25 protein-coding genes are annotated in these 23,814 nt (G+C 70.7%); 12 read left to right on the plus strand and 13 right to left on the minus strand.

The genetic code is table 11. From position 1 onward, the window contains the following. Positions 1-122: 122 nt before the first annotated feature. A complete protein-coding gene (locus ACFQV6_RS05110; protein ID WP_378026129.1) occupies positions 123-1,061 on the minus strand; it encodes a DMT family transporter in 939 nt (312 codons plus the stop codon). A 140-nt stretch (positions 1,062-1,201) separates the two neighbouring features. Here ACFQV6_RS05110 and ACFQV6_RS05115 point away from each other — a divergent pair, with 140 nt between their 5' ends. Together ACFQV6_RS05115 and ACFQV6_RS05120 are read left to right on the plus strand one after the other, a co-directional pair. Continuing rightward, positions 1,202-1,900 (plus strand): HAD family hydrolase, encoded by a 699-nt coding sequence (locus ACFQV6_RS05115; protein WP_378026130.1) that lies wholly within the window; start codon positions 1,202-1,204, stop codon positions 1,898-1,900. An 83-nt stretch (positions 1,901-1,983) separates the two neighbouring features. Beyond that, a complete protein-coding gene (locus ACFQV6_RS05120) occupies positions 1,984-2,478 on the plus strand; it encodes a hypothetical protein (protein WP_378026131.1) in 495 nt (164 codons plus the stop codon). Between the two features lie 100 nt (positions 2,479-2,578). Here ACFQV6_RS05120 and ACFQV6_RS05125 read toward each other — a convergent pair whose 3' ends face one another. Then, positions 2,579-3,454 (minus strand): PhzF family phenazine biosynthesis protein, encoded by an 876-nt coding sequence (locus ACFQV6_RS05125; RefSeq protein WP_378026132.1) that lies wholly within the window; start codon positions 3,452-3,454, stop codon positions 2,579-2,581. 33 nt (positions 3,455-3,487) lie between these two features. Between ACFQV6_RS05125 and ACFQV6_RS05130 the strand changes: the two genes are divergently transcribed. The 3 genes from ACFQV6_RS05130 to ACFQV6_RS05140 are packed head-to-tail and all read left to right on the plus strand — an operon-like array spanning position 3,488 to position 6,453. Further along, the gene (locus ACFQV6_RS05130; RefSeq protein ID WP_378026270.1) at positions 3,488-4,759 is read left to right on the plus strand and encodes a magnesium transporter MgtE N-terminal domain-containing protein; all 1,272 of its coding nucleotides are present in this window, start codon (positions 3,488-3,490) and stop codon (positions 4,757-4,759) included. Next, the gene (locus ACFQV6_RS05135; protein WP_378026133.1) at positions 4,756-5,280 is read left to right on the plus strand and encodes a DUF1003 domain-containing protein; all 525 of its coding nucleotides are present in this window, start codon (positions 4,756-4,758) and stop codon (positions 5,278-5,280) included. Before ACFQV6_RS05130 ends, ACFQV6_RS05135 begins: the two co-directional genes overlap by 4 nt. Before the next feature lie 21 nt (positions 5,281-5,301). Then, positions 5,302-6,453, plus strand: a complete 1,152-nt coding sequence (locus ACFQV6_RS05140) for an Mrp/NBP35 family ATP-binding protein (RefSeq protein WP_378026134.1) — start codon at positions 5,302-5,304, stop codon at positions 6,451-6,453. 4 nt (positions 6,454-6,457) lie between these two features. Here ACFQV6_RS05140 and ACFQV6_RS05145 read toward each other — a convergent pair whose 3' ends face one another. Together ACFQV6_RS05145 and ACFQV6_RS05150 are read right to left on the minus strand one after the other, a co-directional pair. Beyond that, the gene (locus ACFQV6_RS05145; RefSeq protein ID WP_378026135.1) at positions 6,458-6,880 is read right to left on the minus strand and encodes a preprotein translocase subunit TatB; all 423 of its coding nucleotides are present in this window, start codon (positions 6,878-6,880) and stop codon (positions 6,458-6,460) included. Positions 6,881-6,950: 70 nt separating this feature from the next. Further along, entirely contained in the window at positions 6,951-8,222 is a 1,272-nt protein-coding gene (locus tag ACFQV6_RS05150; protein WP_378026271.1) for a S1C family serine protease, read from the minus strand. Between the two features lie 329 nt (positions 8,223-8,551). Here ACFQV6_RS05150 and ACFQV6_RS05155 point away from each other — a divergent pair, with 329 nt between their 5' ends. Continuing rightward, entirely contained in the window at positions 8,552-9,103 is a 552-nt protein-coding gene (locus ACFQV6_RS05155) for an O-methyltransferase (RefSeq protein WP_378026272.1), read from the plus strand. 70 nt (positions 9,104-9,173) lie between these two features. On the opposite strand, the gene ACFQV6_RS05160 is transcribed toward ACFQV6_RS05155, so the two are convergent. Together ACFQV6_RS05160 and ACFQV6_RS05165 are read right to left on the minus strand one after the other, a co-directional pair. Next, the gene (locus ACFQV6_RS05160; RefSeq protein WP_378026136.1) at positions 9,174-10,625 is read right to left on the minus strand and encodes a leucyl aminopeptidase family protein; all 1,452 of its coding nucleotides are present in this window, start codon (positions 10,623-10,625) and stop codon (positions 9,174-9,176) included. A gap of 92 nt (positions 10,626-10,717) precedes the next feature. Next, complete coding sequence (locus ACFQV6_RS05165) at positions 10,718-10,885, minus strand: DUF3117 domain-containing protein (protein WP_014447667.1); 168 nt, start codon at positions 10,883-10,885, stop codon at positions 10,718-10,720. A gap of 277 nt (positions 10,886-11,162) precedes the next feature. Here ACFQV6_RS05165 and ACFQV6_RS05170 point away from each other — a divergent pair, with 277 nt between their 5' ends. Then, positions 11,163-11,975 carry a PaaX family transcriptional regulator C-terminal domain-containing protein gene (locus ACFQV6_RS05170; protein ID WP_378026137.1) on the plus strand — a complete coding sequence of 271 codons (813 nt, stop codon included), beginning with the start codon at positions 11,163-11,165 and terminating at the stop codon, positions 11,973-11,975. Further along, a complete protein-coding gene (locus ACFQV6_RS05175; protein ID WP_378026138.1) occupies positions 11,972-12,805 on the plus strand; it encodes an enoyl-CoA hydratase/isomerase family protein in 834 nt (277 codons plus the stop codon). Before ACFQV6_RS05170 ends, ACFQV6_RS05175 begins: the two co-directional genes overlap by 4 nt. Before the next feature lie 7 nt (positions 12,806-12,812). On the opposite strand, the gene ACFQV6_RS05180 is transcribed toward ACFQV6_RS05175, so the two are convergent. The 5 genes from ACFQV6_RS05180 to ndhC form a co-directional block, all read right to left on the minus strand. Then, positions 12,813-13,325 (minus strand): hypothetical protein, encoded by a 513-nt coding sequence (locus ACFQV6_RS05180; RefSeq protein WP_378026139.1) that lies wholly within the window; start codon positions 13,323-13,325, stop codon positions 12,813-12,815. Positions 13,326-13,346: 21 nt separating this feature from the next. Continuing rightward, positions 13,347-13,931, minus strand: coding sequence for a DNA-3-methyladenine glycosylase I (locus ACFQV6_RS05185; RefSeq protein WP_378026140.1), 585 nt, complete (start codon positions 13,929-13,931; stop codon positions 13,347-13,349). Next, positions 13,928-14,437: an SRPBCC family protein gene (locus ACFQV6_RS05190; protein WP_378026141.1), complete on the minus strand. Its 510-nt coding sequence runs from the start codon at positions 14,435-14,437 to the stop codon at positions 13,928-13,930. The genes ACFQV6_RS05185 and ACFQV6_RS05190 overlap by 4 nt, the downstream gene beginning before the upstream one ends. Continuing rightward, positions 14,434-14,919, minus strand: a complete 486-nt coding sequence (locus ACFQV6_RS05195) for a DivIVA domain-containing protein (protein ID WP_378026142.1) — start codon at positions 14,917-14,919, stop codon at positions 14,434-14,436. Before ACFQV6_RS05195 ends, ACFQV6_RS05190 begins: the two co-directional genes overlap by 4 nt. An 80-nt stretch (positions 14,920-14,999) precedes the next feature. After that, on the minus strand, positions 15,000-15,377 hold the full coding sequence (ndhC, locus tag ACFQV6_RS05200) for an NADH-quinone oxidoreductase subunit A (protein WP_378026143.1): 378 nt from the start codon (positions 15,375-15,377) through the stop codon (positions 15,000-15,002). Positions 15,378-15,579: 202 nt separating this feature from the next. Here ndhC and ACFQV6_RS05205 point away from each other — a divergent pair, with 202 nt between their 5' ends. From ACFQV6_RS05205 to ACFQV6_RS05215, 3 genes are all read left to right on the plus strand, one after another. After that, on the plus strand, positions 15,580-17,433 hold the full coding sequence (locus tag ACFQV6_RS05205) for a 2-oxoacid:acceptor oxidoreductase subunit alpha (protein ID WP_378026144.1): 1,854 nt from the start codon (positions 15,580-15,582) through the stop codon (positions 17,431-17,433). Next, positions 17,426-18,448, plus strand: coding sequence for a 2-oxoacid:ferredoxin oxidoreductase subunit beta (locus tag ACFQV6_RS05210; RefSeq protein WP_378026145.1), 1,023 nt, complete (start codon positions 17,426-17,428; stop codon positions 18,446-18,448). Before ACFQV6_RS05205 ends, ACFQV6_RS05210 begins: the two co-directional genes overlap by 8 nt. Before the next feature lie 115 nt (positions 18,449-18,563). Then, entirely contained in the window at positions 18,564-19,370 is an 807-nt protein-coding gene (locus tag ACFQV6_RS05215; protein WP_378026146.1) for an SAM-dependent methyltransferase, read from the plus strand. Positions 19,371-19,536: 166 nt separating this feature from the next. Here ACFQV6_RS05215 and ACFQV6_RS05220 read toward each other — a convergent pair whose 3' ends face one another. Continuing rightward, positions 19,537-20,553: a potassium channel family protein gene (locus ACFQV6_RS05220; RefSeq protein WP_378026147.1), complete on the minus strand. Its 1,017-nt coding sequence runs from the start codon at positions 20,551-20,553 to the stop codon at positions 19,537-19,539. A gap of 62 nt (positions 20,554-20,615) precedes the next feature. Here ACFQV6_RS05220 and ACFQV6_RS05225 point away from each other — a divergent pair, with 62 nt between their 5' ends. Further along, positions 20,616-21,077, plus strand: coding sequence for a phospholipase (locus tag ACFQV6_RS05225; RefSeq protein ID WP_378026148.1), 462 nt, complete (start codon positions 20,616-20,618; stop codon positions 21,075-21,077). On the opposite strand, the gene ACFQV6_RS05230 is transcribed toward ACFQV6_RS05225, so the two are convergent. After that, entirely contained in the window at positions 21,074-23,635 is a 2,562-nt protein-coding gene (locus tag ACFQV6_RS05230; RefSeq protein WP_378026273.1) for an ATP-binding protein, read from the minus strand. The two genes, ACFQV6_RS05225 and ACFQV6_RS05230, sit on opposite strands and share 4 nt — an antisense overlap. Between the last annotated feature and the right edge of the window lie 179 nt (positions 23,636-23,814).

Here is a 23,814-nt window from a genome sequence, read left to right on the forward strand (position 1 = left end):
CCAGGCACCCCTGGGGGCCAGCTGGGAGGAGAGAGCGGGCGCGAGGCACCCCTGGGGGCCAGCTGGGAGGAGAGAGCGGGCGCGAGGCACCGCTGGGGGCCAGCTGGGAGAGGGCGGGGAGGTCAGGGGGCCAGGGAGGCGTCGGCGGGGGAAGGGAGGACGCGGCTGGAACGGGCAGCGCCCACGATCACGACGACCACGCCGAGGAGGAGCAGGGCGAGGCCCGGCAGGGATTCCCAGCGCGGCGTCTGGCCCAGCCAAGCCCAGGCCAGCAGCGCCGCCCCCGGCACCTCGAGCAGGATCAGGACGCTGACCGTCGTGGCCGACGTGTGCTGCAGCGCGTAGTTGAACATCGAATGCCCCAGCAGCTGCGCCCCGGCCACGATCGCGAGGATCGCCGCCCAGGTCTGGCCGTCGTAGCCGCGCAGCTGGACCCCACCGGCGAGGCAGACGGCCAGCAGCACGATCGCGCAGGTGCCGTAGCAGATCCAGGTGTAGGTCGTGGTGCTCAGCGTGGCCCGGGCCCGTTCGCCGAGCGCCGTGTACACAGCGGCCGCCATCGCGCCGAGCAGGGCGAGGATGTCGGCGAAGACGGCTTGGGTGGACACGCCGAGATCAGCACCGGTGGCCCAGGCCGCCCCGGCCACGGCCAGGGTGATGCCGATCCAGCCGGCCGTCGAGGGGCGCCGGCCCTGCGCCGCCGCGATCAGCCCCTGCCAGACCGGCTGGGTGGCGACGAGTGCGGTGGCGGTGGCGACCGAACCGAGTTGCACGCTCGGCATCCAGGTGGCGAAGTGTGCGGCGAGGGTCAGGCCGGCCAGGACGCAGAGGAAGCCTTCGCGGCGGCGGAGCACTCCGCGTACCTCTGTGCGGCGTGTGAGCAACGCAACCGGTGTGAGAACGACCGCTGCGAGACCGTTGCGCCAGAAGGCGACGGCCAGTGCGGGCGCCGCCGCGAAGGCGATCAGCGGTGCCGACGACGAGACCGCCAGCACGGCTACGACCAGGGCAAACGAGGTCGCCGGCGGCGGCAGGACCGACGCTGTGTGCGGTGAGCGCATATTCATCCCCGGCCGTCGCTTGTTGCACAGTCACGCGCCACAGTTTCGTGACCTCTATTGGCGGAGAGTGACCGAGTGGATACAGTCACCGACGGCCGCTGGGCCGTTTTCACCCCTCGATGCCCTGGAGGCCGATTTACGTGCCCGCAATCCGTGCGGTGGTGTTTGACTTTTTTGGCACGCTGACCCGCTCTGTCCAGCGCGGTCCACAGCACGCCGACATCGCCCGGGCCCTCGGCACCGACCCAGAGACGCTGGTCGGAGTTCTGGACCGTACCTTCCGAGCCCGCGCCTGCGGACGTTACGGCTCGGCCGAAGCGACGCTGCGATACGTGATCGAGCAGGCCGGCGGCGACTCCCGGCCGAGTGCCATCCGTGCCGCGATGCCCGCCCGGGTCGACGCCCTGCGGGCCGACACGCAGCTTCGCCCCGACGCGGTGAGCGCTCTGACCGCCATCCGCAATCGGGGCGTGCGCACAGCGGTGATCAGCGACTGCACCCACGAACTTCCCGCCTTTCTGCCCGGCCTCCCGGTCGCGCCGCTGCTCGACGCCCAGATCTACTCGGTCGAGCAGGGCGTCTGCAAGCCGGACCCGGCGATCTATCTGGCGGCGTGTGCCGCGCTCGACGTCGACCCCCGCGACTGCCTCTATGTCGGCGACGGCGGTAGCCACGAGCTCACCGGTGCCGCGGCGGTGGGCATGACGCCGGTTCGCCTCGCCGCTCCTGACCTGGCCAATCACCTCGTCTTCGACGCCGACACCAACTTCGCCGGCCGCAAGGTCAGGTCCCTCACCGAGGTGGTCACCATGATCGACTCGGTTCCGGCTCTGGTCTGATCACCATCAAGACCAAAATCAAGATCTCGGTGTACGGGCCATCGACGGCGAAGTGAACGTGCTGATCGCCTTAGGATGGCCCGGTGAGCTCTGGCGTGCTGGAAGAGGCGATCAAGAAGGCGTCGATCGCCTGGGTCGCGGTGGATGGCGGTCCGGCGTACGGGCTGTGGTGCATGCCCGTGGAAAGCTCGCTGGCCGTGGTGAGCGGTCCCGGTGAGCAGTTCGCCCCCGGGCTCGCGCAGGCGAGCAGGGCCGAGGTCCGGCTCCGCGGCGACCACGGCGGGCTGATCGTGCTGGCCGAGGCCGTGGTCACCCGGGTGCTCCCGGGCAGCCCCGAGTGGGACGAGATCGCGCCGCAGCTGGCCACCAAGCGGCTGAACGCCTCCGGCACCGCGGACGACCTGGTGACCCGCTGGGTGGAGAGTGGCTGTGCCCTGGTCCGGCTGACCCCGGCCGACGGGGCCGCGACCGGCAACCCGGACCTGCCTTCCGAGTCCGCCGCCGAGCCACCCCGCGACACGCCGGCCCGGGTCGAGACGCGCCGCCCGTTCCGGCTCCACCGCGTCCGCAAACGCTGACCGCGCTGGTCCGAAGAGAGACGCGTCTCAAGAGCGCCGACCCCCGAAAAGCGTCCCGAGATGTTGGCCCGAAGGGGACAGAAGAGGACCGCGGCGGCGGTCAGCCGATGAACGGCGGGACGGCTATCCGGCCGGTGGCGATAGGCTGGACGTGACCGGCGACGGTTGCCGAGGCGGCTGCGCCGTTGGCGGCGGTCACTGTGCAGTCCAGCAGGGACGGGCGTTTGATCTCGATGCCCTGGTGCACCCGGTAGGAGGAGAGCCCGTCGCCGGGCAACCAGCCGGAGGCAACCAGCCACACGCCCAGGCCCAGGGCCGCGGAGCCGGTAGCCGGGTCCTCCCACACCGAGGTGCCGGGGACGAAGACCCGGGCGTGCGCCTCGCCGCCGGACCAGGCGAAGACGCTCAGGTCGGTGACGCCGAGACCCTGAGCCGCCACGGTGTTCAATCGGACACGGGCCAGCGCTTCCCTTCGTACCGGAAGAAACAGCCAGTCCAGACCGCACCCGGCCGGACGCGGGGCAGCCAGGTCTCCACCGGCGTAGTCCGAGGCCGTCAGGCCGAGCATCTCCAGCAGCGGACCGGGCGCGACCGGATCGCCCAGCCGCGGCTCGCCGCCGGTGAGCGTGGCCCGGCCCGCGGTGGTGACCTCGACCGGGAGCAGCCCCGCACCGCACTCCTGCACCACCGGACCCGCCTCGAAGAGCCCGCGGCGCATCGAGGTGACAGCGGCGCCCACGCTGGGGTGACCGGCGAACGGAAGCTCGGCCTCAACGGTGAAGATCCGGGCCCGGTAGGTGGCGCCGGGCGCGGTCGGTGGCAGCACGAAGACGGTCTCGGCGAGGTTGAACTCGCGAGCCAATGTCTGCATCTGATCGGTGCCGAGCTCGTCCGCCCCGTAGACCACGGCGAGCGGATTGCCGGCGAACGGCCGATCAGTGAATACGTCGACGATCTCGTAGGCCACGGTGGACATGTCCGGACCCTAACCTAGGGTGAAGTCGTGACCATGGGGACGAGGGTTTATCTGGCGCGCCTGGCCGGTCTGCCGGTGTTCGACCCCAACGGAGACCGCGTCGGCCGGGTGCGTGACGCGGTCGTCCGGCTGCGCACCACCAACCGGCCGCCGCAGATCGTCGGGCTGGTCGCCGAGATGGCCCTGCGCCGCCGGATCTTCCTGCCGATCGGCCGCGTGACCAGCATGGATGCCGAAGCTGTCGTCTTGAGCACGGGCACGCTGAACCTGCGCCGGTTCGAGAAGCGGCCCAACGAGCTGCTGGTTCTGGAGGATCTGCTCGATCGCCGGGTGACGGTCGTCGTTGCGGAACACGGCGAGGAACGCGAGCACGCCGGCGCCGTCGTGGACATCGCCATGGAGGAGAACCGGCGGACCGAGTGGGTGATCACCCGGGTGGCGGTCCGGGAGCACACCGGCCGGCTGACCAGGCGCGGACACCTCTACCAGGCGGAGTACGACCAGGTTCGCGGCCTGGTCGGGCCGACCGACACGCAGGGCACCTCGAACCTGATCGCGCTGCTGGACCAGATGCGCCCCGCCGACATGGCGAACGCCCTGCAGGACCTGCCGGACGCCCGGCGTAACGAGGTGGCGGCGGCCCTCGACGACCGGCGGCTCGCCGACGTGCTGGAGGAGCTGCCCGAACACGATCAGGTGGAGATCCTGGTCAACCTGGACCGGGAACGCGCCGCGGACGTGCTGGAGCGGATGGACCCGGACGACGCCGCCGACCTGCTCGCCGAGCTGCCGCAGAGCGAGCAGGCGGTCCTGCTCGACCTGATGGAGCCGGAGGAGGCCGCGCCGGTCCGGCAGCTGATGAACTACCGACCCGGCACCGCGGGCAGCGTGATGACCTCCGAGCCGGTGATCCTCACCCCGGACGCGACCGTCGCCGAGGCGCTGGCCCGGATCCGCGAGCCGGAACTCTCGGCGGTGGTCGCCGCGCAGGTGTTCGTGGCCCGTGCGCCGAGCGCCACCCCCACGGGTAAGTATCTCGGCATGGTTCATTTCCAGCGACTGCTGCGCGAACCGCCGGCCAGCATGGTCGGCGGGCTGGTGGACAGTGATATCGACCCGCTGCACACCGAGACCGGGCTGCTCGAGATCACCCGGCGGATGGCGACGTACGACCTGGTCGCGATGCCCGTGGTGGACTCGACGCACCGGTTGCTCGGCGCGGTGACGGTCGACGACGTGCTGGACCATTCGCTGCCCCGGGACTGGCGTGACCGCGACGCCGCCGACGAGCAGGGGACAGCATGAGCGACAGCCGGCGGGATCGGCTCGACCAGCCGCGTGATCCGGGGCGGGTGCAGCTGCCGAAGTTCGACCCGGAGGCGTTCGGGCGGTGGTCGGAGAGTATCGCGCGGTACATGGGCACGGCGAAGTTCATCGTCTACATGACGGTGCTGATCGCGGCCTGGTTCGCGTGGAACACCCTCGCTCCGGACCGGATGCGCTTCGACCCGTACACATTCACGTTCCTGACGTTGATTTTGTCACTCCAGGCGTCGTACGCCGCGCCCTTGATCCTTCTGGCGCAGAACCGGCAGACCGACCGTGACCGCCTGACGATGGAGGAGGATCGCCGCCGCGCGGCGATGCAGAAGGCCGACACCGAGTTCCTGACCCGGGAGATCGCTTCCCTGCGTAAATCCCTCGGTGACGTCGCCACCAGGGATTTCCTCCGCTCCGAGCTGGGCCGTCTCGCCGACGAACTGGACGAGGCGGCACTGCGCAGGGAGAAGCGCGCGCGTATGGAGTGGGAGGAAGAGCGCCCCTGACCTCGACGTAGCATGGGCTGCATGTCCGCTCCCGCATCGACGCTCGAGGACGCGATCCAGGCCGCCCTGGCGACCGTCGACGACCCCGAGATCCGCCGCCCGATCACCGACCTCGGCATGGTGTCGGGCTTCACCGTCAGCGACGGCCTGGTCAAGGTCGATCTGCTGCTCACCGTCTCCGGCTGCCCGCTGCGGGACAAGCTGAACAACGACATCACCGCCGCCCTGACGAGCCTCCCCGGCATCGACCGGGTCGAGGTCAACTTCGGGGTGATGAGCGAGGAGCAGCGCAAGGCGCTGCAGACCACGCTGCGCGGTGGTGGCGCCGCCGCGGAACCGGTCATTCCCTTCGCCCAGCCGGGCTCGCGGACGCGGGTGTACGCGGTGGCGAGCGGTAAGGGCGGTGTCGGCAAGTCCAGCGTCACCGTCAACCTGGCCGCCGCGCTCGCCAAGCGGGGCCTGTCGGTCGGCGTGATCGACGCGGACATCTACGGCCACTCGGTGCCGCGGATGCTCGGCGTGGAGAGCCGGCCCACCCGGGTCGAGGACATGATCATGCCGCCGCAGTCGCACGGCGTGAAGGTGATCTCGATCGGCATGTTCACCGCCGGCAACGCCGCGGTGGTCTGGCGCGGGCCGATGCTGCACCGCGCGCTCCAGCAGTTCCTCGCCGACGTCTACTGGGGCGATCTGGACGTGCTGCTGCTCGACCTGCCGCCGGGCACCGGTGACGTGGCCATCTCGCTGGCCCAGCTCCTGCCGAACGCGGAGATCCTGGTCGTGACCACGCCGCAGACGGCCGCTGCCGAGGTCGCCGAGCGGGCCGGAGCGATCGCGCTGCAGACGCACCAGCGCCTGGTCGGCGTGGTCGAGAACATGTCGTGGCTGGAGCTGCCGGACGGGTCCCGGATGGAGGTCTTCGGCTCCGGCGGCGGTACGACCGTGGCGGAGTCGCTGACCCAGACCATCGGTGCCCGGGTGCCGCTGCTCGGTCAGATCCCGCTGGACACCCGCGTGCGTGAGGCCGGCGACAGCGGCACGCCGATCGTGCTCGCCGACCCGGAGGCACCGGCGGCGAAGGCGCTCGACAGCGTCGCGGACAAGCTGGCGGTCCGGCGCGAGTCGCTGGTGGGCAAGCCGCTCGGCTTGATGGTCAACGCCAAGCGCGGCTGATTTCTCAGGTCGCGTCGAGGTCGTAACGCTGCGCCGGTCGGGGAGCCTCGACCGGCGTGGTGCTTTTCGCGGCGCTGCCGCCGTTCTTGAAGTCGGCGGCCGAGGCGACGTCGTTGAGCTCGTTCTTGACCCCGTTGAGGTCCTGCTTGACGTCGTCGAAGAGCGTCTGCAGCGGCTTGCGGATCGCCTGCTCGTCCTCCTCGCTGAGGAGGTGCTTGCGGATGAACGCCTTCGGGTGCAGGTCTTCGAGCTGGATGTCGGTGCCGAGCTCACGGCTCAGGTCGGTGGTCGCGTTCTGCGCCATGTTGCGCAGGCCGCGCAGCAGGCGCAGCCCGTCGCTGATCACCTTGGGCAGGCGCTCCCCGAAGACCAGCAGCGCGAGCATGAGCAGCGCGCCGATCTCCCACCAGTTCAAGTTCTCGAACACGTACGGCCTCCCCGGCGTTCCGGGCCAAGCCTACGCACGACCCGGGGCCGAAACACACCCTGCCCGATGATCAATTGGTGTCGGCGGCGAGTGTCACCGACGTCGAAGCGGTCTTGGTGCCACGCCGGTACTCGACCGGCACCACCGAACCCGGTGCGTACTTGCGGACCAGCGCGATCAGGTCGGTGCCCTCCTCGACGAGGTGCCCGCCGAGTTTCGTGACCACGTCACCGCTCTTCAGCCCGGCGGTGGCGGCCGGACCGGCCGGCTCCACCGACCGCAGCCGGGCACCACCGGCCGTCTCACCGGTGACCACCTCGGCGCCGATCACCGTACGCCGGGCCTTGCCGGTGTCGATGATGTCTTTCGCGACCCGCTCGGCCTGGTTGATCGGGATGGCGAAGGCGAGCCCGATGTTGCCGGCCTCGGTGTCGGCACCGCCCACCGAGCGGATCACCGAGTTCACGCCGATCACCTGACCGCCCGCGTCGACGAGCGGCCCGCCGGAGTTGCCCTGGTTGACCGCGGCGTCGGTCTGGATCGCCGCGTAGTAGCGCGTGGTGCCGCCCGGATCGCCGGCCTGGATGGTGCGGTCGAGGGCGCTCACGATGCCCTGCGTCACGGTGTTCTTGAGGGCCAGGGGCGAACCGAAAGCGAGGACCGGGTCACCGACCGCGATCGCGTCCGAGTCGCCCAGCTCCACGGCGGTGAGCCCGTTCTTTGCGACTTTGATCACGGCGATGTCGGATTCCGGATCCCGCCCGACCACCCGGGCCGACGCGGTGGTCCCGTCGCTGAACGACACCGACAGGACGTCGTCGGCGCTCTCCACCACGTGGTCGTTGGTGATCACGTAGCCGTCGGTGGAGACCACGAAACCGGAGCCGATCGCGCCCGTGACATGCACCGTCACGACGCTCGGTGCGACTCGCTGAGCCACACCGGCCAGCGTCTCCGGCGGGCGCCGCACGGATTCCGGAAGCTGCTCCGGGTTGGCTCCGAGCTGGGTGCCGGAGGCCGGGGTGAGGCCGCCGCGGACCGCGAAGACGAAACCGAGCGTGCCGCCGAGACCACCCGCCAGCAGGGCCGTGACCAGGACGATCAGCATGATCGGGGCGAGCGGGCGACGGGGCGCGTCGGGATCGGTCACACGCTCCGGCTCGGGAACACCGATCGCCGGGACGGCCGTCACCACCACTGCCGACGGCGCCCAAGGATCACGCCACGGGTCGGCCGTCGCATCAGTCCACCACGGCGATCCGGGCGGCTGAGGTGACGCTGGTCCGGGCGCACCCGGAGCAGGCGGCACCGGTGGCCGGCGCCAGTTCCAGCCGTCGGTCACGTCGGTGCCTCCACTCGTCATTCGCCCGGCTCCGCGCATCCAGGATGACACGGATCCACCGGGTACCACCTTCCCACCGATTGCCCCGCCGGTTCGACTGGGCCGTTTATGCATCGACGGCGTGGTGCATCACCGGAGAGCATCGCTCTACTCTCTTATCCGATGTGCGTGGTTGGCCGCGACCATCACCCCGCCGCGACCATCACACCCTTCGTCCGGAGGTCGTCATCATCGGTCCCGCTCGTTCATTCGGTCAGCCGGCGCCGCAATCAACGCCGTTCGCCGAGACCTTCGCCACTGAGGACCCGGTCCAGCAGACCGCGCGTGCCCTGGCTCACGAGCTCGGTCTGCCCTGCGTCTCCCCGGGCGCCGGCTCCGTGCTGCGCCTGCTGGCCGCCGCCGGGAACGCCAAGGCGGTGGTGGAGATCGGCACCGGTACGGGCGTGAGCGGCGTCTGGCTGCTCCGCGGCATGCGCCCGGACGGGGTGCTCACCACCATCGACGTCGAGCACGAGCACCAGCGGATCGCCCGGCGGGTTTTCCTGGAGGCCGGGTTCGCGCCGTCGCGTACCCGGATCATCAGCGGGCGGGCCCTGGACGTGCTGCCCCGGCTGGCCGACGGTGCGTACGACCTGATCTTCGTGGACGCGGACACCACCGAGTTCGCCGCGTGCACCGAGGCGGCGCTGCGCCTGCTGCGCCAGGGCGGTGTGCTGATCGTGAACGGTGCGCACGCCGGCGGGCGGATCAGCGACCCGTCCGCCCGTGACGTGGACACCCTGACCATCCGGGAGACGGTCAAGGCGATCAGGGAGTCCGAGGACTGGATCCCCGCGGTGATCCCCTCCGGCGCCGGCCTACTGACCGCTGTGAAGCGCTGAGCGCGGTTCCGCTGGGTAAGCGCAACCAGAGTCGCGATTCGCCCGTCGATGGCGAGGGTGCCGAAATCGGCTAGGCGGAGCCGTGGTCGATTTCGGCGCCCTCGCCATCGACTTCCCGGGGCGAATCGCAACCGAGCGAAGCGAGGTAATACAGCAGCATCCGGGCGCCCCAGCCGGTGGCGCCCTTGGTGAGGTCGAGGTCGTCGGCCTCGGCCCAGCTGGGCGCGGACATGTCCAGGTGCGCCCACCTGGTGTCACCGAAGAAGTCGCGCAGGAACAGGGCGGCCATCACCGAACCCGGTCCGGGCGGCGCGCTGATCCGGTCGGCGATGTCGCTGCGCAGGTTCTCCGCGTAGTCCTCGGCCAGCGGCAGCCGCCACATCCGCTCACCGGCGGCCTCGCCGGCCTCGGTGAGCGCCTTGGCGAGGTCGTCGTCGGGGCTGTAGAGGGCAGCGGTGCGCTTGCCCAGGGCGACCGAGTTCGCGCCGGTCAGGGTGGCCAGGTTCAGCACCAGGTCGGGCGCGAGCTGCTCGGCCGCGTACGCGAGCGCGTCGGCCAGCACGATCCGGCCCTCGGCGTCGGAGTTGGTGTTCTCGCTGGTCGAGCCGTCGTAGTGGGTGATCACGTCGCCGGGGCGGAAGGCCGAGCCGCTCACCGCGTTCTCGGCGAGCGGGGTCAGCGCGGTCACGCGTACCGGAAGGCCCAGGTCGGCGGCGCCGAGCGTGGCCGCCACCACCGCTGCCGCACCCCCCATGTCCTTCTTCATCAGCTTCATGCCGTCCCGCGGCTTGATCGAGATGCCGCCGGTGTCGAAGGTGATGCCCTTGCCGACCAGGACCACGTGGGTGGTCGCGCCGGGCGGCTGCCAGGAGAGCTCGACGAACCGGGGTGGTGACACCGAACCGCCGCCGACAGCGAGCAGGCCACCGAAGCGCAGCAGCTCGTCGCCCGCTCGGACGGTCACGGAGACGCCGGGGCGACCGGCGGCCTCGGCGACGATCTGGCCGGCTAACCAGGCCGGGTCCTTCACCGAGGACGGTGTGTTCGTCAGGTCGCGGGCCAGCCACGTGGCCAGGGCCGTCGCGCGGGCGCGGGTGAGGCTTTCCGCGTACCCCACGGTGTGGTCGGCGACGATCCGCACCTCGCCGGAGCGCGGTGGCTTGATCGCCTCGCGATATCGATATCCGCCCAGCCAGAGTCCCTCGGCCAGACCGCGCAGCGCGTCCTGGCCGGTGCCCGGCGGCAGAAGTACGTCAAGCGTCTCGTCACCGTCGGCGGCCCTCGCGGCCGCGGCACCCGCCGCTCGCCACCCGGCTTCGTCGCCGTCGCCGACACCGGCCAGCAGCGCTCTCGCCGGGCGGCGCAGCGGACGCGGCAGCGCGGTGATCCGGCCGGCCCGGCCGGCGTCGCCGATGCTCGCGGCCAGCGCGGAAGCCTCCGCGCCCACCTCACCGGGGGCCTGCGTCCCATCGGAGCTCACCGGTACGACCCACGTGGCCGCCTCGTCGAGATCCTTGGTCATGCGGATAGCGAACACGGGAGGATGACCTTTCCGTAAGACGTGGAAAGCCCGCCGGTACGGGCGGTACCGTACCGGCGGGCTCGCGTGAAACGTCAGCCGGCGATCGACTTCAACGCGTCACCCAGCGCGTTGGCCTCGTCCGGGGTCATCTCCACGACGAGACGGCCACCACCCTCCAGCGGGACGCGCATGACGATGCCACGGCCCTCCTTGGTGACCTCCAGCGGACCATCGCCCGTCCGCGGCTTCATCGCCGCCATCTTGTCTCCCCTCAGACCTACGTCAGGGTCGGTGGGTTACCCCACAGCCACTTGCTCCTGGAATGCACCAACACCGGCGTCACGTGCTCAGCCCCACACGACGCGCGGTGCTCGTTTCCGACCGGCGGCCGTACAGACCGTTTCACGTGTTCACGCGATGCGGCCCACCGTGCCGATCAAACATTTTCCCTGATGAACACCGGCGAACCCAAACCCAGCCCGGGCGGATGTGACAGCATCTAGCATATCGCCTTTCGGGCTGTCACAATGTGCGGTCATGCAGGCGCGGTCAGCACTCTTCGACCTGTACGGCGACTACCTGCGAGCTCGTGGCTCCCGAGCCCCGGTCGCAGCCCTGGTCCGACTGCTCGCTCCGCTGGAGATCGCGGCGCCCGCGGTCCGCACCGCGGTGTCGCGAATGGTGCGACAAGGATGGCTGCACCCCCTTCGCCTGGCCTCCGGACCCGGCTATCTGCTGACACCCAAGGCCGCACGGCGGCTCGACGAGGCGGCCACCCGGGTGTACCGAACCGGTCGCGGCGGCTGGGACGGCCGCTTCGACATGATCCTCCTGCGGGAGCCGCTCGCCCGGCGGGATGCGGTCCGGCTCGCCTATCTGGGTTACGGGCCGCTGAACGAGCTCGTCTGGGTCGCCCCGCGTGCCCCGGACGAGATCGAGGCGGTCCTGACCGAGGCCGGGGCGGGGTTCGAACGGTTCAGCGCCAGCCACACCGCGGGCTCACCGGGTGCCCTCGAGATCGTCGGTCGGGCCTGGGACCTGGACCGGATCGGGCAGTCGTACGAGGACTTCGTCACCTCGTTGCGCCCCGTCGTCAAGGCGGTCACTCCGCGAAGTTCCGACGAGGAGGCGTACGCGGCGCGTTTCCGCCTGGTCCACGCCTGGCGATCGTTCCTCTTCCAGGACCCGCAGCTGCCCTCCGCACTGCTGCCGGCCGGCTGGCCCGGTGTCCGCGCGGCGGCCTTCTTCGACAAGCACGCCACCCGGCTGCGCCCGGCCGCCGACCGCTACGTCGAACGTTGCCTGCAATCTGCCGTGCGTGGAGGACGTGTGGGATTCTCAGAACCATGACCGCCATCCGACCGCCCCAGCCGCCGCCCACCGACGGACTGAAGGCGGACTCGCTGCTCGTCGACCGCACCGGCGCCGTCGTCACCCTCACGCTGAACCGCCCCGAGGCGATGAACTCCCTCACCGTCGACCTCAAGGTGGCGCTCCGGGACACCCTCGCCGAGCTGGAGCGGGACCGGTCGTGCCGGGCCATCGTGCTGGCCGGCGCCGGCGGTGCGTTCAGCGGCGGTCAGGACCTGCGCGAGCACGCGGCGCTGCTGGAGTCCGGCTCCACCGACCTGAACACGGTCCAGGTGCACTACAACCCGATCGCGCAGCGGCTGGCGAGCATGCCGAAGCCGGTCGTCGCGGCGGTGCGGGGCATGGCAGCCGGCGCGGGTGCCTCCTTCGCGCTGCTCGCCGACTTCCGGATCGGCGGGCCGTCGACGCGCTTCCTGATGGCGTTCGCGAACGTCGGGCTCGCCGGGGACAGCGGGGTCTCCTGGTCGCTGCCGCGGATCGTCGGGCACGCCAGGGCGGTGGAGCTGCTGATGCTCGCCCAGCCGGTCAAGGCCGACGAGGCGTACCGGATCGGGCTGCTCTCCCAGCTGCTGGAGGACGACGAGCAGGTGCTGCCGGCCGCACAGGAGCTCGCGGCGCGGCTCGCGGCCGGCCCGACGGTGGCCTACGGCGCGATCAAGCGGGAGCTGTCGATCGGTGACGCCGGTACGCTCTCCGACGCCCTTGCCGCGGAGGCTCAGGCCCAATCGATCTGCGGGGCGACCGCGGATCACCAGGCGGCGGTTTCGGCCTTCCTGAACAAGCAGAAGCCGGTTTACGAGGGACGCTGAGTTCGGCTCAGTCGTCCTCGTCCTCTTCCTCGGGGTCCTGGTTGGCCTCGGCCCCGAGGACGAAGGCCTGCATGGCCAGCTCGTCGCCGGACGGCCAGACGTAGGTCGGCAGCTCGGCCGGGCCCAGCTCCAGCACGTGCGACCAGAACTGGCGCACCGCCTCCGCCGGGCTGTTCGCCTCGATCGGCATCGCGACGCTGACCAGCCAGGGCTTCCAGTCAGCCGTGCCGCCGAGCCGCGCGGCCAGCCGCCGGTAGGTCACCTCGTCGACCGGGCCACCGGTCAGCCCCTCGACCGGCAGCGGCTCGTCGAACGCCCGCCGCCGATAGCCCAGGACCAGGTCGCCGCCGTCCGCCTTCTCCACCCGGGCCAGCGCCACGACGCTCTCCTCGGCGACGACGAGCACCTCGTCACCGGCCGACGGCCCCGCGGGCCCGTCCGCCACGGTCACGACATCGTGCTGGAACAACCGCTCGGTCGCCCACTGCTCGTCCGGAAGAACCACCGACCACTGCGCCATGCGCCCATCTCATCACGCGACCTAGGGCGTGGTGAGCGGTGGGACCCAACAGTCGGCGAGATGGTCGTCCACCATGCCGGTGGCCTGCATCAACGCGTACGCCGTTGTGGGGCCGACGAACTTGAAGCCGCGCTTTTTCAGCGCCTTGGCGAGGGCGGTGGACTCGGGGGTGAGCGCCGGGACGTCGGCGCGGGCCGGCGGGCGCGGCCGGGCCGGTGGCGCGAACGACCAGAGCAGGGCCGCGAGCCCGCCGGGGAGTTCGGCGGCGACCCGGGCGTTGTGCAGGGCCGCGTCGACCTTCATCCGGTTGCGGACGATGCCGGGGTCGGCCATCAGGCGGGCCGCGTCGGCCTCCGTGTACTGCGCGACTCCGGCGATCGAGAAGCCGTCGAAGGCCGCCCGGAACGCCTCGCGCTTGCGCAGGATGGTGATCCACGACAGGCCGGACTGGAAGGCCTCCAGGGTGAGCCGCTCGAAGAGGGCGTCGTCACCGCGGACCGGCCGGCCCCACTCCTCGTCGTGGTAGGCGGTGTACTCCGGGGAGCCGGCGCCCCAGGAGCAGCGGGGCCGCCCGTCCGGGCCGATCACCAGCCCGGAGTCGGTCACGGCAGTCGCCCCTGCTCCACCAGGCGGCCGAACTTCTTGAGGGCGCCGGTGAAGCCGAGCTTCGACCCGGGCCAGAGCACCGGCCAGGCGATCTTCCCGACCGCTCCGGCCGGGAGGTGGAACCACTCGTGCAGCACGATCTGGGTACGGTCGCCGGACATCGCGGTGCATCGCATGGCACCGGGACCGCGCAGGACCTTCCCGCAGTGCACGACGCGCACCTCGTACGGTGCGTTGACCTTGACGACGCGCAGCTCGTCGCGGAGCACCGCCGGGCCCAGCGCGGTGACCGCCTCGACCAGGCTGCCCTCGCCGCCGTCGCCCTCGACCACCCGGACCCGGGTGAACGGCATCCACTCGGACTGCCGCTCCCAGTTCATGAAGGCGGCGAAGACCACCGGCGCCGGCGCGCTGACGATCACCGTGGCGGTGAACTCGCCGGATCCGGGCCTGGCTGCCTCGCCCAGGCCCTCGGCTGGGCCCTCCGCCGGATCACCGGCGCTCATCGGTGGTCCGCCGGCTCCCCGTCGGCTGCGGGCACCGCGGTGCTCTGCGGCGGCACCTCGGCCAGTTCGATCACGGCGCCCTCGGCCGGCTCGGTCCCGGGCCCGGCCGGCGGCGGGGTCGGCGCCGCCGCGGCCTCGCGGGCCTTGCGCAGCGCGTCGGCGTCCTCGGTCCGGCCCTCGCGGAGCGCGGCGACCTCGGCCTCGAGCACACCGATCAGCTCACCCTTGTAGCCGATGTCGTACGCGGCGCGCTGCAACGCCTGATCCACCTGGGCCATCCGGTAGCCGCGCCACGCGGTGTCGAACCTGGTCAGGGAGAGGTCCTTCTCCCCCAGCGGCCGGTCACCCGGCAGCGGCACCGCACGCCCGTCGGGTTCGACCGGGGCCAGTCCCGAGTCGCCCCCGCTCAGCAGGACGGTCACGCCGAAGACGATCGTCGCGACGACGAGCGCGACGACAATGAAGAGCAGAAGCTGACCCATGCGCACGATGTTGGCATGTCCGCTTTCCGGTGGCGAGCCCGCCACCCGGTCGGTTGCCGGCGGCGCGCGCCCTGAGCAGGTCAGGTCCAGGTCAGGATGCGTTTGCGCCAGGCATAGAGGATGCCGAGCGCGAGCACCGCGACGAAGACACCCATCTCGGCGAGAGCGAACCCGCTGAAGGCCGGCCGATCGAAGATCAGCGCCCACGGGAAAAGGAACACGGCCTCGACCGCGAAGAGCACATAGAGGTACGCGTAGACGTAGTACCGGATCTGCGCCTGGGCCCAGTCGCCGCCGACCGGGTCGACGCCGCTCTCGTACGCGATCCGCTTGCCCGGTGGCTCCGCCGGATTCGCCGGGCTGAGCAGCCGGTTCGCCCCGAACGCCGCCACGAACAGCAGCACTCCGGCGGCCAGCACCAGACCCAGCGTGGCGTACGAACCGAGATATCCGTCCACGATCGGGGAGCCTAACGGACGTCAGGCAGCGCCGGACGTGCCGCATGGTGGACTCTGCTGGCTGACCTTTGCTCCCGTGGCTACTGTGGGCAACGGTCTGCGGCCGCCTCGTAAGGAGCGGCGACGTAGGGTGGAAGTGACGATGTGCGGGCCGGCCATCGACAACCTTGAGCCGCCGGACCGCGTCCTTTGGAGGTTGAACGTGGTCGCTTCCGCGAAGCGAGTCGAACAGCTGGACAGAGTGGTGATCCGTTTCGCCGGGGACTCCGGCGACGGTATGCAGCTCACCGGGGACCGGTTCACCTCGGAGACCGCTCAGCTCGGCAACGACATCTCGACCCTTCCCAACTTCCCCGCCGAGATCCGCGCACCGGCGGGCACCCTGCCCGGCGTGTCGAGTTTCCAGGTGCACTTCGCCGACTACGACATCCTCACGCCCGGCGACGCGCCGAACGTGCTGGTCGCGATGAACCCGGCCGCGCTGAAGGCCAACCTGGCCGACCTGCCCGCCGGCGCCGACATCATCGTGAACACCGATGAGTTCACCAAACGAAATCTGGCGAAGGTCGGATATGCGACCAGCCCGCTGGAGGACGGCTCGCTCAGCGGCTACGCGGTGCACCCGGTCGCCCTGACCTCGATGACGGTCGGCGCGCTGGCCGGCGCCGGCGTCGCCAAGAAGGACGCCGAGCGCGCCAAGAACATGTTCGCCCTCGGCCTGCTGAGCTGGATGTACTCGCGGCCGTTCGAGTCGACGCTGCGGTTCCTCGAGCGCAAGTTCGCCAAGCGCCCCGACCTGGTCGCGGCGAACAAGACGGCCTTCCAGGCGGGCTGGAACTACGGCGAGACCACCGAGGCCTTCTCCGTGCGGTACGAGGTGAAGCCCGCGAAGATGCGGCCGGGCACCTACCGCAACATCACCGGCAACCAGGCGCTCGCGCTCGGTCTCGTCGCCGCCGGGGTCCGGGCGAAACTGCCGGTCTTCCTCGGGGCGTACCCGATCACGCCGGCCTCGGACATCCTGCACGAGCTCTCCAAGCACAAGAAGTTCGGCGTCACGACGATGCAGGCCGAGGACGAGATCGCCGCGATCGGTGCGGCGCTGGGCGCGGCGTACGGCGGGGCGCTCGGCGTCACCACCACCTCGGGCCCCGGCGTCGCGCTCAAGGGCGAGACCATCTCGCTGGCGATCGCGCTGGAGCTGCCGCTGGTGATCGTCGACGTGCAGCGGGCCGGTCCGTCCACCGGCATGCCGACCAAGACCGAGCAGGCCGACCTGAACATGGCGCTGTACGGCCGGCACGGTGAGGCGCCGCTCGCGGTGATCGCACCCAAATCGCCGTCCGACTGCTTCTACGCGGCGATCGAGGCCGCCCGGATCGCCCTGACCTACCGCACGCCGGTCATCCTGCTCTCCGACAACTACGTGGCGAACGGCTCCGAGCCGTGGCTGCTGCCGTCCGTCGACGAGCTGCCCGACCTGCGGGTCGAGTTCGCCAAGGAGCCGAACACCTCCGACGGTCGCTTCCTGCCCTACCTGCGGGATCCGCAGACGCTGGCGCGGCCGTGGGCGGTTCCGGGCACACCCGGCCTGGAGCACCGCATCGGTGGCCTGGAGAAGGCCGACCAGACCGGCGACATCTCGTACGACCCGGCGAACCACGAGTTCATGGTGCGGATCCGCCAGGAGCGCATCGACACCATCGCGGTGCCCGAGGTGGACGTGGAGGATCCGGAGGAGAACGCGCGGGTCCTCGTACTCGGATGGGGTTCGACTTATGGCCCGATCGGTGCCGCCTGCCGTGCGCTGCGCCAGCGCGGTCTGCCGATCGCCCAGGCGCACCTGCGGAATCTCGCACCGCTGCCGGCCAACCTCGGTGAGGTGCTGGCGGGGTACGACAGGGTGGTCATCCCGGAGATGAACCTCGGTCAGCTCGCCCACGTGATCCGCGCGAAGTACCTGATCGACGCAGTTCCCTTCAACCAGGTCAGCGGCCTGCCGTTCACCGCCGCGACCCTGGAGAGCATGCTCGAGGACGTGGTCAAGAATGGCTAACCCGGTTGTCGAACTGAAGCTGACCGCCAAGGACTTCAAGTCCGACCAGGAGGTCCGCTGGTGCCCCGGCTGCGGTGACTACGCGATTCTCGCCGCGGTGCAGGGCTTCATGCCGGAGCTGGGCATCCCGCGGGAGAACATCGTCTTCGTCTCCGGCATCGGGTGCTCGTCGCGCTTCCCGTACTACATGAACACCTACGGGATGCACTCGATCCACGGGCGTGCGCCGGCGATCGCGACCGGGCTGTCGGCGTCCCGGCCGGACCTCAGCGTCTGGGTGGTCACCGGCGACGGCGACGCGCTGTCGATCGGCGGCAACCACCTGATCCACGCGCTGCGCCGCAACGTGAACCTCAAGATCCTGCTCTTCAACAACCGGATCTACGGGCTCACCAAGGGGCAGTACTCGCCGACCTCGGAGATCGGCAAGATCACCAAGTCGACGCCGGCCGGCTCGGCGGACTCGCCGTTCAACCCGCTCTCGCTCGCGCTGGGCGCCGAGGCCACGTTCGTTGCCCGGACCATCGACTCCGACCGCAAGCACCTCCAGTCGGTGCTGCGGGCCGCCGCCGAGCACGAGGGCTCCGCGTTCGTCGAGATCTACCAGAACTGCAACATCTTCAACGACGGCGCCTTCGACCTGATCAAGGACGCTTCGTCGCGGGACGAGCACCTGATCCGGCTGGAACAGGGACAGCCGATCACCTTCGGCGCCGACGGGCGGTTCTCGGTCGTACACCCCGAGGGCAGCTTCGGACTGAAGGTGCAGGAGGGCGGCACCCCCATGGTCCACGACGCGACAGTGGACGACCCGGCCTATGCGTTCGCCCTCAGCCGGCTCTCCGGCTCCGACCTGGGCACCACCCCGATCGGCGTGTTCCGCAACGTGCAGCGCCCGTCCTACGACGAAATCGTGCGCAAGCAGGTGCTGGACGCACAGGCCCAGTCCACCGGTTCGCCCGAGGAGATGCTCGGCGACCTGCTCAGCGCCGCCGACACCTGGACGATCCTCTAGGTTTTGCCCGCCGCATCGATCCTCTAGGTTTCGCCCTGCCACATCGATCCTCTAGGTTTGCCCCGCCACATCGATCCTCTAGGTTTTGCCCCGCCGCATCGATAGTCTTCGGGCTGTGACCGATGGAGACAGGTCCTACCCGGAGCTCGACACCGAGGTGGCGCACTCCGCCCGGCTGTGGAACTACCTGCTCGGCGGCAAGGACAATTTCGCCGCCGACCGGGAGGCGGCGGAATACGCGCTGGCCCTGATGCCGGAGCTGGTGCAGTCCGCCCGTGCGAACCGGGAGTTCCTCGGCCGCGCCGTCCGTCACCTGGCCGGCGAGGCCGGTATCCGGCAGTTCCTGGACATCGGCACCGGCCTGCCCACGGCGGACAACACCCACGAGGTGGCGCAGAGCGTCGCACCACAGAGCCGGATCGTCTACGTCGACAACGACCCGATGGTTCTGGTGCACGCCCGGGCCCTGCTGACCAGCACACCCGAAGGCGCCACCGACTACATCGACGCGGACATCCGCGACACCGGGCGGATCCTCGAGCAGGCGCACGAGACGCTCGACTTCGGGCAACCGATCGCGATCATGCTGCTGGGCATCGTGAACTTCGTGGTCGACGACGATGAGGCGGCCTCGGTGGTCCGCACGCTCCTCGATGCGGTGCCGTCCGGCAGCTACCTGGTGATGTCGCACCCGACCCGGGAGGTCAACGGTGCGGCGGTCGAGCAGTCGATGAAGCAGTGGAACTCCAGCGGTGCGGCGCCGATCGTCGCGCGCAGCCGGGACCAGATCGGATCGTTCTTCACCGGCCTGGAGCTGCTGGATCCGGGCGTGGTGACCTGCTCGGCGTGGCGGCCCGACCCGGCACACCCGGGCATCACCGACATGGTCTCCGAGTTCGCCGCGGTCGGTCGCAAGCCGTAACGACCCGGTCGGCCGCAAGCCGTAACGACCCGGTCGGCCGCAAGCCGTAACGACCCGGTCGGCCGCAAGCCGTAATGACCCGGCGCGACGCTCAGACCGCGACGCCGTTGCGAAGCTCAGACCGCGACGCCGTTGCGAAGCTCAGACCGCGACGCCGTTGCGAGGCTCAGACCGCGACGCCGTTGTGCGCGGCCTCGTCGTCGCGGATGTAGACGAGCAGGTCGCCGGTCTCGATGGTGACCGCGTGCTCCCCGCCGAGCGGCAGCACCTTGCCGCGGCGGATCAGTGCCACCACCAGGGTGACCAGCTCGCGCGGGTTGCGGCCGACCTCGGCCCGCTCCGCCGAGCGCATCGCCAGTGCCATGCCCTGGCCCGGGGTGAGCAGGTCTTCCACGACGTCGATCAGCGGCGGCGCGGTGGTGGTCAGGCCAAGCAGGCGACCGGCCGTGGACGACGAGACGATGACGTGGTGGGCGCCGCTCTGCTTGAGCAGGGCGGCGTTCTCCTGCTCACGGACGGCGGCGATGATGCGCACCTGACCGGCCGTCAGCTGCCGCACGGTCAGCGTGATCAGGACCGACGCCTCGTCACGGTCGGTGGCGATGATGACGGACTTGCAGTTCTTCACGTCCGCCTCGTTGAGCACTGCGGAACGGGTGGCGTCGCCCTCGATCACGACAAGCCCGCTGGCGGCCGCCTGGCGGACACCGGCCTCACGGTTCTCCACGATCACGATGCGGGATTTCTCGTACCCCGTCTCCAGCAGCGCGGCGACCGCGGCCCGGCCCTTCGTGCCGTAACCGCAGATGATCACGTGGTCCTTCAACTTGCGCCTCCACCGGGTGACCCGCAGGCCCTTCCGGTACTGGTCGGTCAGCACCTCCAGTGTGGTGCCGACCAGGATGATCAGGAAGAGCACCCGGGCGGGCGTGATGAACAGGACGTTCACCAGGCGTGCGCCCTGAGTCTCGGGGGTGATGTCACCGTAGCCCGTGGTGGAGAGCGAGACGACGGCGTAGTAGAAGCAGTCGAGCAGCGTCAGGCCGTCGTCGTTGATGTCGCGATAGCCATCGCGGTCCGTATAGATGACGGTGACCGCGAGCAGCACCAGGGTGCACGCCATCACCAGCCGGAGGCCGAGGGCCCTCAGTGGTCCCTGCCGGACCCGCGGTAGATGAATCATGGAACGGCCTGCACGCAAACACCCTAACGGTCAAGCTGGGAATCGCACCCGGAGGAGTCACGATGACGCGCCCTGCGATCCGCCGCGCCGCCGTAGCGGGCATCCTGCTGGCGGGCACGACGATACTGCCGGCGGGACCCGCGTGGGGGGTGGTCCCCGACAAGGGAACCCTGCTGGCCCGATGGACCCAGCCCACCGCTGAGAGCACCGCCGAGTGGAACGCCGCGCGGCGTGATCGGGGGAAGTGGGCGGAGTACGGCTTCGACTGGTCCACCGACTACTGCTCACACGGGCCGGAGAAGCCGGTCGGGTTCGATTTCCGCAACGCCTGCCGGCACCACGACTTCGGCTACCGCAACTACCGGGCGGCGGGCACCTTCGCCGCGCACAAGCGCCGGATCGACGAGGTGTTCCGGGCTGATCTGCGCCGGACCTGCGACGGGTACCGCACGCTGGTGCAGCCGGTCTGCAACACGGTGGCCTGGACCTATTACCAGGCCACCGTGAACTTCGGCGATCGCTAACGGGCTATCTGGGCGAAGCGGGTGGCACCGTCCTCCAGGTCCGGGTGCTCGACGGCCAGGGCCATCGCGACGATCTGGTCGAAGCCGAGGGCTGCCCCATCGGCGTACGCCGTGTCGAAGGCCGCGTCGCCGAGCCGGGTCCGCAGGGCGGCCTGCTGCGCCGACCAGAACCCGCCGAACGACTCCGTGCGCCGGGCGCCGCGGGCCGCCTCAGCACCGCCGAACAACACGGTGGCGGTCGCGGGATCACCGCCGAGGACGCAGCGCACCGCGATCGCGGCGACGGCGTCGGCAGCGGCACCCCGGAAACCGTGGCGCAGGCGGGAGCGAAGCGCTACCACCAGGTGGTCGTGGGCGGCGATCAGGTCACCGCGGCGGAGCGCGACCATGCCGAGAAGCCAGTCGACCGTACGGCGGCCCCGGTCCTCGGGGTGACCGGCCTCGAGCTGACGGGCGGCACCGAGCAGCTCGGCGGCCTCGGTCAGCGCGTCGCGGCGCCAGAGCAACTCGGCCAGAGCCAGCACGGCCGGCAGCGCGGCGGCCGGCGCACCGACCCCTTCCGCCTGGGCGATCACCTCGCGGCAGGCGTGCTCGGCGGCGTCACCGGCACCCTCGAGGTACGCCATCCGGGCGGCGAGGACCCGGATCAGCAGCGCCGAATCGTCGCCGGCACGGGCGGCCGCCTCCGCACGGCCCAGGTAGCGCTCCCGCTCGGACCGGTCGTCGGCGAGGCCGGCGTGCATCAGGTAGGCGCCGGCGAGCTCCGCGGGTGCCGCCCGCTGGTAGAGCCGGGTGAGCAGCTCCCGGCCGGATGCGGCGCCGCCGTGCTCACGCCACCAGGGGTCAAGAGCGCCGGCCAGCCGCAGCCCGGCCGGCACGTCACCGGTGGTCACCGCCCACCGCAGGGCGGACTCCCACTCCGGCACGTACGGCCCCAGCTCGGTCAGCGAGACCGTGCGCACCTGGTCGTCGGTGTCCACGACGACACCGTCGAGGGTCCGCAGCGACCAGGAGAGGTGCTGATCACGGATCGCCGGTTCGTCACCGGCCGCGGTCAGCTGGCGCAACGCGTACGCCCGCACTTGATCGGACAGCCGGTAACGCGGACCCGGCACCACGTCGACAAGCGATTTGTCGGCAAGCTCGGAGAGCGCGCCGAGCGCCTCGGCGCCGCACCACTCGACCGTCGCGAGATCCACCGGCCCGGCGAAGACCGCCAGCCGTCGCAGCAGGCCCGCCGCCCTGCTGCCGAGGGTCCGGTAGGACCAGGCGAGGTTGTTGGCCAGGCTGGCGTGCCGCCCGTCGCCGGCCGCGTCGTTGTCGAGCGCGCCGAGCGGGTCGTCCAGGCGCCGCGCGAGCTGGTCGGCGGGCAGCAGGCGCAACCGCGCCGCAGCCAGTTCGATCGCCAGCGGTGAGCCCTCCAGCCGGGCCGCGAGCCGCGCCAGCGGCGCCTCACCGTCACCGGCCCGGCCACCCTGCGCCGCCGCCGCCCGCTCCTTCAGCAGCGCGAACGCGTCCGCCGGGGCGAGCGGCGGAATCCGCCAGACCGTCTCACCGGGCAGGCCGAGCGGCGATCGGCCGGTGGTCACGACGTCGAGCCGTCGGCATCGGCTGAGCAGGCGATGCACCAGCGTGGCGGTGAGGCCCGGCGCCGCGTCGCAGGTCTGCAGCAGGACCAGCATCCGCCGCTCCGCGCACTGCTCGACCAGGGTCTCGATCATGGGCCGGTCCGGTTCCGCCCGCAGTCCGAGAGCCGCGGCCAGCGCGTTGGGCAGGCCATTCGCCGCGGTGGCGGCATCGATCGTCCAAACACCGCCGGGGTACGCGGGAAGCAGCCGATCCGCTACGGACAGTGTCAGGCGGGTCTTGCCGGCACCGCCCGGTCCCACCACCGACACCAGCCTGTTGTGGCTGATCAGCTCGGCCAGCTCGGCCGACTCCGCACGCCGCCCGACGAAGTCGCAGTGCTCGGCGGGCAGGTTGTGCCGTGGCGCCTCGGCGGTGCGTGGCCGGGGAAAGTCACGGTCCAGTCCCGGAGCGACGACCTGGAAGATGCGCTCGTCGTCGTCGAAGCCGCGCAGCCGGAACGTACCGAGGTCGAGCATGTCCACGGTGGCCAGCGTGGCGGCGGCCGCCCTCGACGCGCACGCGGCGGTGTAGGAGGTGGTGACCGCCGTGGCGGTCGCCTCGGAGCAGAGGACCTGGCCACCGTGTGCGGCGGCGGAGACCCGGGCGGCCCGGTGCACCTCGGCGCTGGCGTATTCCCGGCCGACCGGAGTGGCCCGCCCGGTGTGCAGTCCCATCCGGACCCGGGGCACCGCGTCACGCCGTGGCCAGTCGTATGCGGACAGTCTCCGCTGCGCCTCGACGCACGCGGCAACGGCGGCGTCAGCGCTCGAGAAGGCGACGAAGAAGGAGTCACCCTCCGTTAACAACTCAACACCATCGAAGTCGTCGAGCACAGCGCGTAGCACTGATCGATGCGCTCCGAGAACGTTTCGGTACGCCTCACCGAGCATTCGGGCGAGCCTGGTCGAGCCCTCGATGTCGGTGAACATAAAGGTCACCAGACCACTGGGTAGCTCGCTCCGTCCCGACACGGTGGAACCTCCGCCCCCTTCTAGGAAGTCGCGCCTCATGCTGCCGTATCTCTGTGTCACCGCCCATCGTAGAAACGGACGGTAATCATTTGCCCGCCATGGCCTAACCCTTACGGATGACGGGCCGGCCGCGGCAT

This window comes from Actinoplanes sp. GCM10030250 (assembly GCF_042666575.1).
Lineage (GTDB): Bacteria > Actinomycetota > Actinomycetes > Mycobacteriales > Micromonosporaceae > Actinoplanes.